Consider the following 15,155-nt stretch of genomic DNA (forward strand, 5'->3'; position numbering starts at 1 on the left):
ACTGGATGTATGCGAACCAGCAGGGGAGTGTGGTCGCGCTGGCGAACAGCAGCGGGGCGACGACGAGTAGTCAGGCGTATGGGCCGTTCGGGGAGACGGACGGGACGCCGGCGTCGCGGTTCGGTTATACGGGACAGCAGTATCTGGCGCCGCTGGGTTTGTATTACTACAAGGCGCGGATGTACTCGCCGGCGCTGGGGCGGTTCTTGCAGACGGATCCGATTGGGTATAAGGATGACCTGAATTGGTATGCGTATGTGGGGAATAATCCTATTAACAATATTGATCCGAACGGGGAATGGGCCGTCAACATTGTTATGGGGGCGCTCAATGCTGGCATAGGGCTCAGCGCAAATTGGGTAACAGGGGAGCAAAATCCATATACGCTTGCAAAGAATGTTGGGGTTGATTTTTTTGTTGGTGCTATGGCAGGCCCTGTCGCAGGGAAGGCAGCCAGTGCGGGTGTTCAACTTGCAACAAAGACCGGCCAGAATGTTGCATCAACAACTATGAAATTGGAAGTGGGGTCTCTATTCGCGCTCGGTGCAGCTGGGGAAGGTGTAAAGGCAGCTGTAAGTCCTGGCTCGATATCAACGAATCAGATGGTGGCCGCGAGTATTCTGGCTGGCTCACTCACTGCGGCACCGGGGATAGGCAAGGCGATTTCAGTGGCAAGCAATGTCAGCGGCGTCGGTGCAAAGATGGTGAGCGCAGTCAATAATATTTATTCCGGGGCCGCGACGGGATTTGCTAATTCGATGTTTACGTCGGCTATAGGAAAGGCAGCATCCGCATCTGGTTTTAAATAATTCGGTAAGTTGATTTATCTGGCGGATTTTTCTGCCGGAATTTTATATGAGAATGAAATGGCTGGATTCATCTTTCAAGACGATATCCGAAAGGCGCATGCTTTGATAGGGAAGCTTCGTAAACAGAGGGGGCTTGATGGTGGGGAATGGAATTATTTGATTGGTTTTATAATGAACGTGTATCTTGTGTGTTCGTTCGGGCTAATGCTGTTGACAACGTCGAATGCATCGATGCGAGAGATTGTAATTCCGGTTTTGGTTTTTTCGCCGATGTGGTTTTCGTTATTGTGTTTTGGTTTGTTCGGGGGCGCGTGAACTGTAGGGGTAAGATGAAAACATTTGGATTGGTCGTTTTTGTGAGTTTTTCATCTCTACTTTTGGGGTTGGCTGGAATGGGATACACGGATTTCATTAATGCGATTTTTTCTGGCCAGGAAATTCGCTTGGCTAAGGGGAGGGTAGAAAAAATTGAGCCGCGTCGACGATATGGTCCGCGGGTAGATGTTTTCGACGGCAAGTCAACGATAAATAACATTCCTGTTACCGATGAAGAGTATAGGGCTCTTCATCTAGGGGGGCACTATGTGGGCAACATGAGAATGGGGGCGCTTGGTTTTTATTATCGTTGGCGGGTTGATTCGTGGAATAGAAATTGGGAAGCGCGTGCCGCAGGCGAGAAACCGTCGATTTATAAGGGATGAGTTGGACGTGTCGCTCATTTGGGAAGGTGTTGGCATAGCGCTTCGGGTATCTGCTGGATGGGGCGCCGGGCATGGGCAACGCGAACGACTTCGAGCAGTACACGTGGGATGCGCATGGCAATCTGGTCGTGATCTAATGCAGAACCACAGAACTTTGTGATCGTACATATTTCCATCGTCATCCATCCCCGGAACGGACCCTACACTGTCCCGTACTAAATACGGGAGGCCGGCCAAAAGCCATATCAACGCCCCGGTACTGCCCGTGTTGAAGCGCTCGCCCCACCGGCTCGCCGATTGACCGATCAGCTGTGTCCCGCAATCAGAACTTCTGCTGGATGCCGGCCATCACGCCGAGCTGATTCATCCCGGTGCCGACCGTCCCGCCGGCCGCGACCGCGTTCGCGGCCAGCTGGCTGTTGAACATGTAGCCCACCGACGTATAGACGGTCGTCCGCTTCGACAGGAAATAGTTCGCGCGCCCGACGAGCAGCGTGGCATTCGTGCCTTCGCTGTTTTCGCGGCGTTGCAGGTAACGCACGCCCTGCAGGTCGAGCGCGAGGTAGGGCGTCGCGTAATACGTGCCGCCCGCGAACACGATGTCGGCCTGCAGGTGTGCGGCTGCCGCGAGGTTGCGGCGGATCCACCCGGCGCCCAGTTTCGCGGGCCCGATCTTCACGTAGCCGGCGACAATGTCGCGCGTGTCGGTGTAGGCCGGATTGTTCAGCGGCGCGAGCGCGCCGCCGCCGCCGCGCATCACGTCGTGCGACGCGGCCAGCCCGAAATTGCTCGCGTCATAGGCGAGCATCGCCGTGTACTGGCGGCACGCGACGATATCGCCGGGCACCTGTCCGGCGCAGCCCGTCGCCGACGGTCCTGCCGGCCCGGCCGCGTCGCGGCCGAAGCTGTAGGTGGCGCCGAGCGTCACGCCGTGGAACGTACCCTTGTAGCCGATCGCGTTGTCGCTGCGCGCGTTCGGCAGATAGGAGTCGAAATCCGCCATCGAATGAATCGACGGACCGATCACGTCGGCATTGGTCAGCACGATCATCGACATGTTCATCTGGCGGCCGAGCGTCAGCGCGCCGAAGGGGCTGTTGACGCCCACGTTCGCCTGTCGCCCGAACAGACGGCCGCCGTAGTTCAGCGCGCCGGTGCCGGGCTGGAAGCCGTTTTCGAGTACGAAGAAGGCCTGGTAGCCGCCGCCGAGATCCTCCGTGCCTTTCAGGCCCCAGCGTGACGGCACTTCGCCGGTCAGTGTGGGCATCCCGGTGAACGACCCGCCGTGCGCGGCGTTGTTGTAGTAGGACACGCCGGTATCGATGATCCCGTACAGCGTGACGCTGCTTTGCGCGCAGGCCGGCCCGGCCAGCGCCATCGCCGTCGCGAGTGCGACGCCCAGTTTCGTTTTCATGGCTGTCTCCAAACAGTATGTAGATCTACTTATCGATTTTTTAATGCCCCGGACATGACCGGGATGCCGACGGGTATCGGCAGGACCGCGGGCGTCGCGCGTTACGACATCGCCGGGTCGCGTTGCCGGTGCGGTGCCGCGGCACGCGCGCCCGCCACCGCGACGGCGATCGCCGCGCCGGCCATCGGCACGACGAACGCGAGATAGAGATGGGACACGGACCAGCCGTCGTCCAGCAGCGCACCGACCGTCATCGGCGACAGGATCGCGCCGAGGCGGCCGATGCCGACCGCGAGGCCGATGCCGGTCGTGCGGATCTCGGCGGGATAGGGCGTCGGCGACAGCGCATACATGCCGGCCACGCACGCATTGATCACGGCACCGAGGAACACCGCGACGATCATCCCGATGCCGAGCGAGCCCGTGTTCGCGCCGAACACGACCATCAGCGCGCCGCCCAGCAACAGCGTCGCGCCCAGCAGGTTGCGCAGGCCGAAGCGGGTCGACAGCAGGCTGAAGAGCGACGCGCCGGCGATGCCGCCGAGGTTGAGCAGCACGCCGCCGGTCACGCCCTGCGATGCCGACAGTCCGGCCTGGACCAGCAGCTTCGGCGTCCAGCTCACGACGAAGTAGAAACTGCCCATCACGAGAAAGAACGCGACCCACAGCGCGATCGTGCGGCGTGCGAGCGGGGCGCGCAGCACGGCGGTCCAGCCCGACGCGGGGCTCGCCGTGTCGATGGACGCAGGCGCGGCCGGCAGTGCGTCGATCGGCGCGCGCTTCATTCTCGCGAGGATGCGGTTGATTTTCTGCAGTGCGTTGTCCGGACGCCGCGCCAGCAGGAAGTCGAGCGATTCCGGCAGCAGCGCGAGCACCATCGGGATCGACAGCAAGGTCAGGATGCCGCCGAATGCGAACACGCTGCGCCATCCCCACGTCGACAGCAGGTAACCCGCAATGACGCCGCCGGCGGTGGCGCCGATCGCGTAGCCGGTCGACTGCATGCCGATCGCGGCGCTGCGCCATTTGTTCGATGCGTACTCGCCGCTGATGACGGTCAGGCTCGCCAGCATGCCGCCGATGCCGAGCCCCGTGTAGGCACGCGCGACCGCGAGTTGCAGCGTGTCGTGCGTGGCCGCGCAGGCGAGCATCCCGCTCGAGATCACGGCGAGGCAGAGCAGGATGATGCGGCGGCGGCCGAGCCGGTCGGCCAGCGGGGCGATCAGCACCGAGCCGATGCCCATGCCGGCCAGCCCGGCGCTCAGCAGCAGGCCGATTTCCTTGCCGCTCAGTTTCCACTCGGCCGCCAGGTGCGGCGCGGCAAACGCGACGGCCAGCACGTCGAAGCCGTCGAGCATGTTCAGCACGACGCAGGCGGTGACCGCCATCGTCTGGAACGCGCTCATCGGCGATGCGTCGATCGTATTGCGGATATTTGCGCTCACGTCAAAGATCCTCCATAAAATAGTATGACTAATCAAAAAGGATGGCCGCGAAGCCGGCAGCGGCCAATGAGACAGAAGCGAAATCGGCGGCGCGGGCTGACGGACAACCCAGGGGAGCGCCCGCCGCGTTCGGCAGGCGTCGTTCGCGCGCCGGCGCGCGGGTTACGCGGGTTCGGGTTGCGGCAGCAGTCGCTCGATCACGCGCCGCGCGCGATTGGGGCCCGCGTCGACGTGAATGTCGATCTGGCGGCCGTCCGGAAACCGCAGCTGATTCCGGTATTGCGCTTCGATCACGGTCTTGTCTTCGTCGAACGTCGCGGCGGATTGCTCGATGACCGTTTGAGCGACACGTTCGACGTCGTGTTGCGGATTGGTCGCGACAGTCCAGAAGTAGTGTGTCGTGGTGTCCGTCTCGGGCGTGATGCCGTGGAAGCCGCGCATGTGAAAGCCGCCGCGTGCCGGGTCGTGCAGGTCGCCGGTGCCGGCGTCCATCGCGCCGGTCCAGATCCGGATGTGCGACACGTGGAATTCGATTTCCTGCCAGCGATCGACGCGGCCCGCGAACGGCCATGCGGCCGTATACGTCGGCGGCGGGTCGGAATCCGGCATCCGGCGGACCAGCGTCACCGTGTCGCCGTCGCTGCTGACGCGGGTTTCCGCGCCCATGTGCAGCATGGCGTTGCCGCCGATCGTTTTCAGATGGACATAACCGAGGTGGCTCAGGTCCATCAGGTTGTCGTGAATCAGCTGATACGGCGCGTCGTAATGGTAGCGGCCGCCGCCGAACCGGTAGTGCGGATCCGTGTGGAACGTATAGCGCGGCGGCGCGCAGGTCGGCTGGGCGTGCGCGTCGGCGCCGATCCAGATCCACACGATCGCGTCCTGTTCCTGCACCGGATACGACGACACGCACGCCTTCGCCGGAATCCGGTCCTGCCCGGGAATCTCCACGCACGTGCCGCCGCGGTCGAACAGCAGCCCGTGATAGCCGCAGCGCAGGCCGCGTGCTTCGAGCGAGCCGCACGACAGCGGCAGCGACTTGTGGCAGCAGCGATCCTCCAGCGCGCCGACTTCCCCGGACGGCAACCGGAACAGGACGACCGGACGGCCGAGCAGCGTGCGGGCGACGGGTTTGTCCGTCAGTTCGGACGACAGCGCGGCGACCCACCATCGGTCGACCGGAAAATTAGTACTATTGAGCGGTGGCCGGGCATGTTGCTCCATTGATCGTCTCCAGTATTGGGGTTGGCCGCCGCGTGCCGGGCGGTCCGTCTGCAGATCTACAGATCGAGTACCAGCAAGTCGCTTCGGGATCGCGAACAGCACGGCATGAACTGGTCGCCGGCCGCTTGTTCCGCTTCCGTCAGATACGAATCGCGATGATCGGGCTCGCCTTCGAGCACGCGCGTCACACAGGTGCCGCAGACGCCTTGCTCGCACGACGTCAGCACGTCGACGCCGTTGGCCGCCAGCGCCGCGATGACCGTGCATTCGGCCGGCACGTCGATCACCTTGCCGCTGCTCGCGATCCGCACCTGGAACGCGCGATCGGCCGCAGACGATTCGACCGCGCCGCCGAAGAACTCGTAGTGCAGTCGGGCTTCGGCCCAGTCGCGCGCTCGCGCGGCGCTCAGTACCGCGTCCATGAAGCCGCGCGGGCCGCATACGTACAGGTGCGTGCCGGCGGGCGCCGCGGCGAGCACCGAGGCCAGGTCGAAGCGTTGCGCGGGGGCGCCGTCGTCGACGTGGAAGCGGGCGCGGTCATGAAACCCGGCCGTGTTGATCCGTTCGACGAAGGCCATGCGATCGGTCGAACGCGCGCAGTAGTGCATGTCGAACGACAGGCCGGACGAGAACAGTCGTTCCGCCATGCAGAGAATCGGCGTGACGCCGATCCCGCCCGCGAGCAGCAGGTGGTGCGGAGCGTCGGGGGCGAGCGGGAACTGATTGCGCGGCACGCCGATCCGCACGGCGTCGCCTTGCCGGACTTCGTCGTGAATCGCGCGCGACCCGCCGCGGCCCTCTGCATCGCGCAGCACGGCGATCTGGTAGCGATCGCCGTGCTCCGGGTGGTTGCACAGCGAGTACTGGCGCACGAGCCCGCCGGGCAGATGCACGTCGATATGGGCGCCGGCATCGAAGCGCGGCAACGGCGAACCGTCGTCGCTGACGAATTCGAAGCCGCAGATGTCGCGCGCCTCCTGCCACTTGCGGGCCACGCGGACCGTCAGCGTCGCGGTGCTCATGACGCCTCCTTCACTTGCGCGACCGGAATCACGGGCCGCTGCGGGCGCGCCGCGTTTTCGTCGGCGAGCAGCCGCTCGATCACCTTGCGCGACAGCACGCCGCCGGCGTCGATGTTGAGCTTGAGCAGCTTGCGGTCCGGCCACTGCTCGAGGTTGAGCTGCTGGCGCTCGAGCATCTCGAGATCCTCGGCGAAGATCTTGCCCTGGCCTTCGCGGATCTCGGCGGTCAGCGCGCGATCGCCGGGCCGGAAGTTGCGCGCCATTCCCCAGAAATACCAGATCGACGTGTCGGTCTCGGGCGTGATGAAGTCGACCACGATCGACGACGCCTTCAGCTCGGCCGGCGCGTCGTAGCCGCCGTGACCGGCATGCGCGACACCCACTTCGATCATCACGTGGCTCGGCGGCGTGAAGCGGCAGATCTGCCAGCGGTCGACCGGCACGTCGTCGGCCAGCCCGTTGCCGCGCAGCGCCATCTGCCAGAACGGCGGCGGCATCACGTTCTCCATGAAGCGGCTCGTGACGACTTCGTCGCCGTTGCCGGTGGTCTTCGGCGGCGCTTCGTCGATCTCCTTCTGGCCGATGCTCGTCGCATGCACGTAGGTCTCGTGCGTGAGGTCCATCAGATTGTCGATCATCAGCCGGTAGTCGCAGCGGATGTGATACAGGCCGCCGCCGTGCGCCCAGGCCGGATCGTCGGCCCACTGCAGCGCGGGCAGCCTGGCGGGATCGGCTTCGGACGCCTCGCCCGGCCAGACCCAGACGAATCCGTACCGCTCGACCACCGGAAAGCTGCGGATCGGCGGGAAGCCGCCGACGCGCTGGCCCGGCATGCCGGCTGCCTTGCCGTTGCAGCCCATTTCCAGCCCGTGATAGCCGCACACGAGCACGCCGTCGCGCACGAAGCCCAGCGACAGCGGCGCGCCGCGGTGCGGGCAGAAATCCTCGAGCGCGGCGACCTGGCCGTCCGCCGCGCGGTAGAACACCATCGATTCGTTGCAGATCTTGCGGCCCAGCGGCTTGCCGTCGATTTCATCGGGCGTGCACGCCACATACCAAGCGTTCTTGAGAAACACGTTCTTCGTCTCCTTCGGGGCGGTGCCGCCGGTACGCGGCAGCTCTTCATTCCGTGTACTGAATGAGATTCAGTGTACTCATTGAGATTGGCTGGAGCAAGGCGAGCGGTATACTGGTTTTCCCGGGAAATGGCGCGAGGCAGCGCCATGCCGTCGGCGCACGCAACGGCGTGCGCCGCCTATGTCATCGACTCATTCATGGAAAAAACGAATCCCGCCGACGCGCCGGTTTTCCCGCTCGACCTGTACGACGAACCCGGGCACCTGATCCGGCGCGCGCACCAGATCGCGGTCGCGATGTTCTACGAGAAGCTGGGCCGGGACGTGACGCCGGTGCAGTACGCGGTCCTGCGAATGCTCTACGAGAGCCCGGGGCTCGATCAGGTGACGCTCGCGCAGCGGGTGGCGCTCGACACGTCGACGACCGCCGACCTCGCGGTCCGGCTCGAGGCGAAAGGCTTGATCGTCCGCGAAGTGCTGCCGCGGCGTCAGCGGCGCCTGCTGCTGACGCCGGCGGGCGTGGCGTTGCTCACGCACCTGATTCCGTCGGTGAAGGAGCTGCGTGCCGGCCTGTTCGACGGGATGGGCGAGGACGATTCGCAGGAACTGATGCGCCTGTTGCGCAAGTTCGTCCATTTGAACAACGAGCAGAGTCGCGCGCCGCTGCGGGTCGGCGAGGAGTCGTAGCGATTGGATTCCGCGTGACGGAGGCGGCGATGCGGCAACGCGGCAGGCGCGCCGCTGCCTGCGTCACGGGCGTGACGCGTCCCCTTCCAGCCGCCGCACCGCTTCCGCCACTTCGTTCCTGAAGCGCACCAGCGCCACCTGTTCCGGCGCGGGCGGCTGCACGGCGGCCCACAGCATGTCGATCAGCTGCGTGGCCGTCGTTTCCGTATCGAGCTTGCGGTGCCCGAGGATCGCATCCCACAGCACGTGCTCGATCGGCCCGAACACCATCGAGCGCAGCAGGCTCAGCGGCATGTCGTTGCGCACCTGCCCGGCCGCCTGGCCGCGCGCGAGCACGTCCATCAGCGGCGCCGTATAGCGGCGCTGCAGCGCGGTGAGCTCGTCGCTCAGCGCATGCTGCTTCGCACGCCCCTCCGACAGCACCAGCGCGCACAGCCCGGTGCCGTTCACCAGCATCAGCCGCAGGTGCGTGCGCACGATGAACGCGAACTGCTGCTGCACCGGCGCTTCCTGCGGCATGCCGAGCTCGAACGCGGCAATGATTTCGTCATACCAGTCGGCGATCACGCGCGCGCACAGCTCGCGCTTGCCGCGGAAATAGCTGAACACCGTCGCCTCCGACACGCCGACGCGCTGCGCGATCTCGGCGGCCGTCGCATGCTCGTAACCCTTTTCGGCGAACACTTCACGACCGGCGCGCAGGATGTCCTGCACGCGCTGCTGGGACTTGCGCCCGGCGGGTGCGCGCGACGGCTCGGCGCGGTCGGCTTTGGCGGTGGCGGTCATGGTGTCGGCGGTAGCGGCTGTCATGTTGCAATGATATCTGAGTGGCACTCAAAAAACTATTGACGGCAAGCTGGACGAGGCGCGAAACTGTGCAAAATTTCCGCTGTATTGGCTTAATGAATCGACGCATTGATCCGATTTGAGCGAAACTCAGAAATCGGCGCGTGCGACCCACTTTCTGGAGACGGAGGAGACATGATCAACCTGCCCGGTGTGCAATTCATGCTCGGTGAAGACATCGAGATGCTGCGCGACGCCGTCGCGACGTTCGCGGCGAAGGAAATCACGCCGCGCGCGGCGGAGGTCGACCGCACCGACCAGTTTCCGATGGATCTGTGGAAGAAGTTCGGCGATCTCGGCGTGCTCGGCATGACGGTGGCCGAGGAATACGGCGGCGCGAACATGGGCTACACCGCGCACATGGTCGCGATGGAGGAGATCTCGCGCGCATCGGCGTCGATCGGCCTGTCGTACGGCGCGCACTCGAACCTGTGCGTGAACCAGATCCACCGCAACGGCACCGAGGCGCAAAAGCAGAAGTACCTGCCGAAGCTCGTGTCGGGCGAACACATCGGCGCGCTCGCGATGAGCGAGCCGAACGCCGGCTCCGACGTCGTCAGCATGAAGCTGCGCGCGGACAAGCGCGGCGACCATTACGTGCTCAACGGCACGAAGATGTGGATCACTAACGGCCCGGACTGCGACACGCTCGTCGTCTACGCGAAGACGGACGTCGAAGCCAACTCGCGCGGCATCACCGCGTTCATCGTCGAGAAGGGGATGAAGGGCTTCTCGGTCGCGCAGAAGCTCGACAAGCTCGGCATGCGCGGCTCGCACACGGGCGAGCTGGTGTTCCAGGACGTCGAAGTGCCGGAGGAGAACATCCTCGGCCAGCTCAACGGCGGCGTGAAGGTGCTGATGAGCGGCCTCGACTACGAACGTGCGGTGCTGTCGGGCGGCCCGACGGGCATCATGGCCGCGTGTCTCGACGCGGTGGTGCCGTATATCCACGACCGCAAGCAGTTCGGCCAGTCGATCGGCGAGTTCCAGCTGATCCAGGGCAAGGTCGCCGACATGTACACCACGTTCCAGGCGTGCCGCGCGTACCTGTACGCGGTCGGCCGCCATCTCGACTCGGCGGGCAGCGACCATATTCGCCAGGTGCGCAAGGACTGCGCGGGCGTGATCCTCTACACGGCGGAGAAGGCCACGTGGATGGCCGGCGAGGCGATCCAGATCCTCGGTGGCAACGGCTACATCAACGAATATCCGGTGGGCCGTCTGTGGCGCGATGCGAAGCTGTACGAGATCGGCGCCGGCACGAGCGAGATCCGCCGGATGCTGATCGGCCGCGAGCTGTTCGCGGAAACGATGTAACGCCCCACGTCACGCGAACGGAGCCCCGTCGATGCCGATCATCGAATCGAAACTGAACCCGCGTTCGGAAGAATTCCGCGCGAACGCCGCGGCGCTGGAGGCGGTCGTCGCCGATCTGCGCGCGAAGATCGAACAGCTCGCGCAAGGCGGCGGCCAGGCCGCGCGCGACAAGCACCTGTCGCGCGGCAAGCTGCTGCCGCGCGACCGGATCGCGCAACTGCTCGATCCGGGTGCGCCGTTCCTCGAGCTGTCGCAGCTCGCGGCGAACGGCATGTACAACGACGACGCGCCGGGCGCGGGCGTAATCACCGGGATCGGCCGGATCGCGGGCCGCGAGTGCGTGATCGTGTGCAACGACGCGACGGTCAAGGGCGGCACCTACTACCCGATGACCGTGAAGAAGCACGTGCGCGCGCAGGAAATCGCCGCGGAAAACCGGCTGCCGTGCGTGTACCTCGTCGATTCGGGCGGCGCGAACCTGCCGAACCAGGACGACGTGTTTCCCGATCGCGACCACTTCGGCCGCATCTTCTTCAACCAGGCGACGATGTCGGCCGCGGGGATCGCGCAGATCGCGGTCGTGATGGGCTCGTGCACGGCGGGCGGCGCGTATGTGCCGGCGATGAGCGACGAGTCGATCATCGTGAAGAACCAGGGCACGATTTTCCTCGGCGGCCCGCCGCTCGTGAAGGCCGCGACCGGCGAGGAAGTGAGCGCCGAGGACCTCGGCGGCGGCGACGTGCACACGCGCCTGTCGGGTGTGGTCGACCATCTCGCGCAGAACGACCCGCATGCGCTGTCGATCGCGCGCAACATCGTCGATCACCTGGCGCCGAAGATCGCGTCGCCGGTCGCGCTGCGCGAGCCGAAGCCGCCGCGCTACGACGCGAAGAGCCTGTACGGCGTGATTCCGGTCGATACGCGCAAGCCGTTCGACGTGCGCGAGGTGATCGCGCGCATCGTCGACGATTCCGAGTTCGACGAATTCAAGGCGCGCTTCGGCACGACGCTCGTCACGGGCTTCGCGCACATCTGGGGCCATCCGGTCGGGATCGTCGCGAACAACGGCATCCTGTTCTCCGAATCGGCCGTGAAGGGCGCGCACTTCATCGAGCTGTGCTGCCAGCGCAAGATTCCGCTCGTGTTCCTGCAGAACATCACCGGCTTCATGGTCGGCCGCAAATACGAGAACGAAGGCATCGCGCGGCATGGCGCGAAGATGGTGACGGCCGTGTCGAACGCGAAGGTGCCGAAGTTCACGGTGATCATCGGCGGCTCGTTCGGCGCCGGCAACTACGGGATGTGCGGCCGCGCATTCGGGCCGCGCTTCCTGTGGATGTGGCCGAACGCGCGGATCTCCGTGATGGGCGGCGAGCAGGCCGCGTCGGTGCTCGCGACCGTGCGCCGCGACGGCATCGAGGCGAAGGGCGGCACGTGGTCGGCCGAGGACGAAGACGCATTCAAGCAGCCGATCCGCGACCAGTACGAGCGCCAGGGGCATCCGTACTATGCGAGCGCGCGGCTGTGGGACGACGGCGTGATCGACCCCGCGCAGACGCGCGACGTGCTGGGCCTCGGCCTCGCCGCGTCGATGAACGCGCCGATCGACGACACGCGCTTCGGCGTGTTCCGCATGTAACGGCCGGGAGGACTGACCGATGCGATACGAAACGATCAAGGTAAGCGAAGCCGGCCGCGTGGCGACCGTCACGCTCGCGCGGCCCGACGTGCGCAACGCGTTCAACGAGACGACGATCGCCGAGCTGACCACCGCGTTCGAGTGGCTCGACGCGCACGCCGGCGTGCGCGCGATCGTGCTCGCCGCGGAAGGCGCGGCGTTCTGCGCGGGCGCGGACCTGAACTGGATGAAGAAGATGGCCGGTTACTCGGACGACGAGAACCGCGCCGACGCGCGCAAGCTCGCACGGATGCTCGAGGCGATCCATCGCTGCGGCAAGCCGGTGATCGCGCGCGTGCACGGCGACGCGTATGCGGGCGGCGTGGGCCTGGTGGCTGCGGCCGACATCGCGATCGCCGCCGACGGCGTGAAGTTCTGCCTGTCCGAAGCGCGGCTCGGGCTGATTCCCGCGACGATCGCGCCGTACGTCGTGCGCGCGATGGGCGAGCGCGCGGCACGCCGCTACTTCACGACGGCCGAGGTGTTCGACAGCGCGCGCGCCGCGTCGCTCGGCTTCATTCACGACGCGGTGCCGGCCGAGGCGCTCGACGAAACGGTCGCGAAGCTGGCCGCGACGCTCGTCGCGAACGGTCCCGACGCGGTGCAGGCGTGCAAGCGGCTCGTGGCCGACGTGGCCGGCCGGCCGCTCGACGCGGCGCTGATCGAGCAGACCGCCGACTGGATCGCGCGGACCCGCGCCGGCGCGGAAGCGCGCGAAGGGATCGCGTCCTTCCTCGAGAAACGCGCGCCTTCGTGGCGTGAATGACGGCGTGCCCCTAACTTTCCGGACGACATCGAAGCCATGTTCGACAAGATTCTGATCGCCAACCGCGGCGAAATCGCCTGCCGCGTCGCCGCGACGTGCAAACGTCTCGGGATCGCGAGCGTCGCCGTCTATTCCGACGCGGACGCGAATGCGAAGCACGTCGCCGCGTGCGACGAAGCCGTGCATATCGGCGGCTCGGCGGCCGCGGACAGCTACCTGCGCATCGAGCGCATCATCGCGGCCGCGCGCGCGACCGGCGCGCAGGCCATCCACCCGGGCTACGGCTTCCTGTCGGAGAACGAGGATTTCGCGCATGCGTGCGAAGCGGCCGGCATCGCGTTCATCGGGCCGCCGGTCGACGCGATCGCGGCGATGGGCTCGAAGGCCGCCGCGAAGGCGCTGATGCACGCGGCCGCGGTGCCGCTCGTGCCCGGCTATCACGGCGACGACCAGGACCCGGCCAACCTGCATCGCGAAGCCGACGAGATCGGCTACCCGGTATTGCTGAAGGCGAGCGCGGGCGGCGGCGGCAAGGGCATGCGCGTGGTCGAGCGCTCCGACGACTTCCCGGCGGCGCTCGCGTCGTGCCAGCGCGAGGCCGCGAGCAGCTTCGGCAACGACCGCGTGCTGATCGAGAAATACCTGACGCGCCCGCGTCACGTCGAGGTGCAGGTGTTCGGCGACACGCACGGCAACACGGTGTACCTGTTCGACCGCGACTGCTCGGTGCAGCGCCGTCACCAGAAGGTGCTCGAGGAAGCGCCGGCGCCGGGCCTGCATGAGGACGTGCGTCGCGCGATGGGCGAGGCGGCCGTCGCGGCCGCGCGCGCGGTGAGCTACGTCGGCGCGGGCACCGTCGAATTCATCATGACGGGCGACGCGTTCTACTTCATGGAAATGAACACGCGCCTGCAGGTCGAGCATCCGGTCACCGAGATGGTCACCGGGCTCGATCTCGTCGAGTGGCAACTGCGCGTCGCATCGGGCGAGCCGCTGCCGCTGAAGCAGGACGCGCTGCGTGTGCAGGGTCATGCGATCGAGGCGCGTCTCTATGCGGAGAACCCGGCGCGCGGCTTCCTGCCGTCCACCGGCACGCTGAAGCACCTGCGGCTGCCGGACGGCGTCGAGTTCTCGATCGGCGCGCCGGTGCGCGTCGACAGCGGCGTGCGCGAAGGCGACGCGATCACGCCGTTTTACGACCCGATGATCGCGAAGCTGATCGTGCACGGCGCGGACCGCGCGGAAGCGCTCGGCCGGATGCTGCGCGCGCTGCGGGCGTGCGAGGTGGTGGGCCTGCACACGAACGCCGCGTTCCTGCAGCGGATCGTCACCTGTGAGCCGTTCGCGACCGCCGATCTCGACACGGGCCTGATCGAGCGCAACCACGATGCGCTGTTCGCACCGCAACAGCCGCCGCGCGCGACGCTCGCGCTGGCCTGCGCGGCACTGCTCGCGGGCGAACGCGATGCGGCCGCACGGGATGGTGCGTCGCCGTGGCGTTCGCTGCCGGACTGGCGGCTGAACGGCGGCTATCGCCGCACGCTCGACTGGCATGCGCCCGAACGCGAAGCGGACGTCACGGTCACCTACGAGGACGACGGCGGCGGCACGCGCATCGCCACCGGCGACGCGCCCGCGCAGCCGTTCGCGTGGACGCGCGGCGCGACGCCGCTCGACTTCGACGTGACGCTCGACGGCGTGCGCAGCAGCGGCCGCGTGTATGCGGACGGAGACAGTTTCCACGTGTTCACGCAGGGTGTCGCCGAGACCTTCGAATGGCGCAACGTGCTCGCGCACGCGGGCGATGCCGAGCATGGCGGCGGCCGCCTGACCGCGCCGATGCCGGGCAAGGTGATCGCGGTGCTGGTCGAGCCGGGCCAGAAGGTCGAGGCCGGCACGCCGCTGATCGTGATGGAAGCGATGAAGATGGAGCACACGATCGGCGCGCCGGGCGCGGGCGTCGTCGCGGAAGTGCTGTATGGCGTCGGCGATCAGGTCGCGGATGGCGCGCAGCTGCTGATGATGGCGGAAGGCTGATCGGGGTGTTCGCCGCGCACGGGCCGGCGTGGCGTCTCGCGACGCGACGCCGGCCTTGTTGCATCCGGCGTCGGTGGCGCGCATGGCGAATCCCGTGCGGTGCGGACCGGACGGCCCCGACCGGTCGTCCGCA

13 protein-coding genes are annotated in these 15,155 nt (G+C 66.1%); 7 read left to right on the top strand and 6 right to left on the bottom strand.

What is annotated here, in order from left to right; translation table 11 throughout:
- Positions 1–809, top strand: an 809-nt coding sequence (locus tag U5771_RS33870) for an RHS repeat-associated core domain-containing protein (protein WP_322027974.1), incomplete at its 5' end; no start/stop codon positions are given.
- A gap of 146 nt (positions 810–955) precedes the next feature.
- Positions 956–1,510, top strand: coding sequence for a hypothetical protein (locus U5771_RS33875; protein WP_322027975.1), 555 nt, complete (start codon positions 956–958; stop codon positions 1,508–1,510).
- 322 nt (positions 1,511–1,832) lie between these two features.
- On the opposite strand, the gene U5771_RS33880 is transcribed toward U5771_RS33875, so the two are convergent.
- The 5 genes from U5771_RS33880 to U5771_RS33900 form a co-directional block, all read right to left on the bottom strand.
- Positions 1,833–2,924, bottom strand: a complete 1,092-nt coding sequence (locus tag U5771_RS33880; RefSeq protein WP_322027976.1) for a porin — start codon at positions 2,922–2,924, stop codon at positions 1,833–1,835.
- A gap of 101 nt (positions 2,925–3,025) precedes the next feature.
- Positions 3,026–4,369, bottom strand: coding sequence for an MFS transporter (locus U5771_RS33885; RefSeq protein WP_322027977.1), 1,344 nt, complete (start codon positions 4,367–4,369; stop codon positions 3,026–3,028).
- Between the two features lie 162 nt (positions 4,370–4,531).
- Positions 4,532–5,593 (bottom strand): Rieske 2Fe-2S domain-containing protein, encoded by a 1,062-nt coding sequence (locus tag U5771_RS33890; RefSeq protein ID WP_322027978.1) that lies wholly within the window; start codon positions 5,591–5,593, stop codon positions 4,532–4,534.
- 56 nt (positions 5,594–5,649) lie between these two features.
- Positions 5,650–6,615, bottom strand: a complete 966-nt coding sequence (locus U5771_RS33895; RefSeq protein ID WP_322027979.1) for a PDR/VanB family oxidoreductase — start codon at positions 6,613–6,615, stop codon at positions 5,650–5,652.
- Positions 6,612–7,691 carry an aromatic ring-hydroxylating dioxygenase subunit alpha gene (locus U5771_RS33900; RefSeq protein ID WP_322027980.1) on the bottom strand — a complete coding sequence of 360 codons (1,080 nt, stop codon included), beginning with the start codon at positions 7,689–7,691 and terminating at the stop codon, positions 6,612–6,614. The genes U5771_RS33895 and U5771_RS33900 overlap by 4 nt, the downstream gene beginning before the upstream one ends.
- Before the next feature lie 198 nt (positions 7,692–7,889).
- On the opposite strand from U5771_RS33900, the gene U5771_RS33905 reads away from it, so the two are divergent.
- Positions 7,890–8,378 (top strand): MarR family winged helix-turn-helix transcriptional regulator, encoded by a 489-nt coding sequence (locus U5771_RS33905; RefSeq protein ID WP_322027981.1) that lies wholly within the window; start codon positions 7,890–7,892, stop codon positions 8,376–8,378.
- Between the two features lie 63 nt (positions 8,379–8,441).
- On the opposite strand, the gene U5771_RS33910 is transcribed toward U5771_RS33905, so the two are convergent.
- Positions 8,442–9,188, bottom strand: coding sequence for a TetR/AcrR family transcriptional regulator (locus U5771_RS33910; protein ID WP_322027982.1), 747 nt, complete (start codon positions 9,186–9,188; stop codon positions 8,442–8,444).
- A 171-nt stretch (positions 9,189–9,359) separates the two neighbouring features.
- Between U5771_RS33910 and U5771_RS33915 the strand changes: the two genes are divergently transcribed.
- From U5771_RS33915 to U5771_RS33930, 4 genes are read left to right on the top strand one after another with little or no spacing between them, the layout of a single operon-like run.
- Entirely contained in the window at positions 9,360–10,541 is a 1,182-nt protein-coding gene (locus U5771_RS33915; RefSeq protein ID WP_322027983.1) for an isovaleryl-CoA dehydrogenase, read from the top strand.
- 31 nt (positions 10,542–10,572) lie between these two features.
- On the top strand, positions 10,573–12,180 hold the full coding sequence (locus U5771_RS33920; RefSeq protein ID WP_322027984.1) for a carboxyl transferase domain-containing protein: 1,608 nt from the start codon (positions 10,573–10,575) through the stop codon (positions 12,178–12,180).
- Between the two features lie 19 nt (positions 12,181–12,199).
- Positions 12,200–12,985: an enoyl-CoA hydratase/isomerase family protein gene (locus U5771_RS33925; protein WP_322027985.1), complete on the top strand. Its 786-nt coding sequence runs from the start codon at positions 12,200–12,202 to the stop codon at positions 12,983–12,985.
- A gap of 36 nt (positions 12,986–13,021) precedes the next feature.
- Positions 13,022–15,022, top strand: a complete 2,001-nt coding sequence (locus tag U5771_RS33930; protein WP_322027986.1) for an acetyl/propionyl/methylcrotonyl-CoA carboxylase subunit alpha — start codon at positions 13,022–13,024, stop codon at positions 15,020–15,022.
- Positions 15,023–15,155 lie beyond the last annotated feature (133 nt).

The sequence above is a fragment of the Burkholderia sp. BCC1977 genome (assembly GCF_905339595.1).
Lineage (GTDB): Bacteria > Pseudomonadota > Gammaproteobacteria > Burkholderiales > Burkholderiaceae > Burkholderia.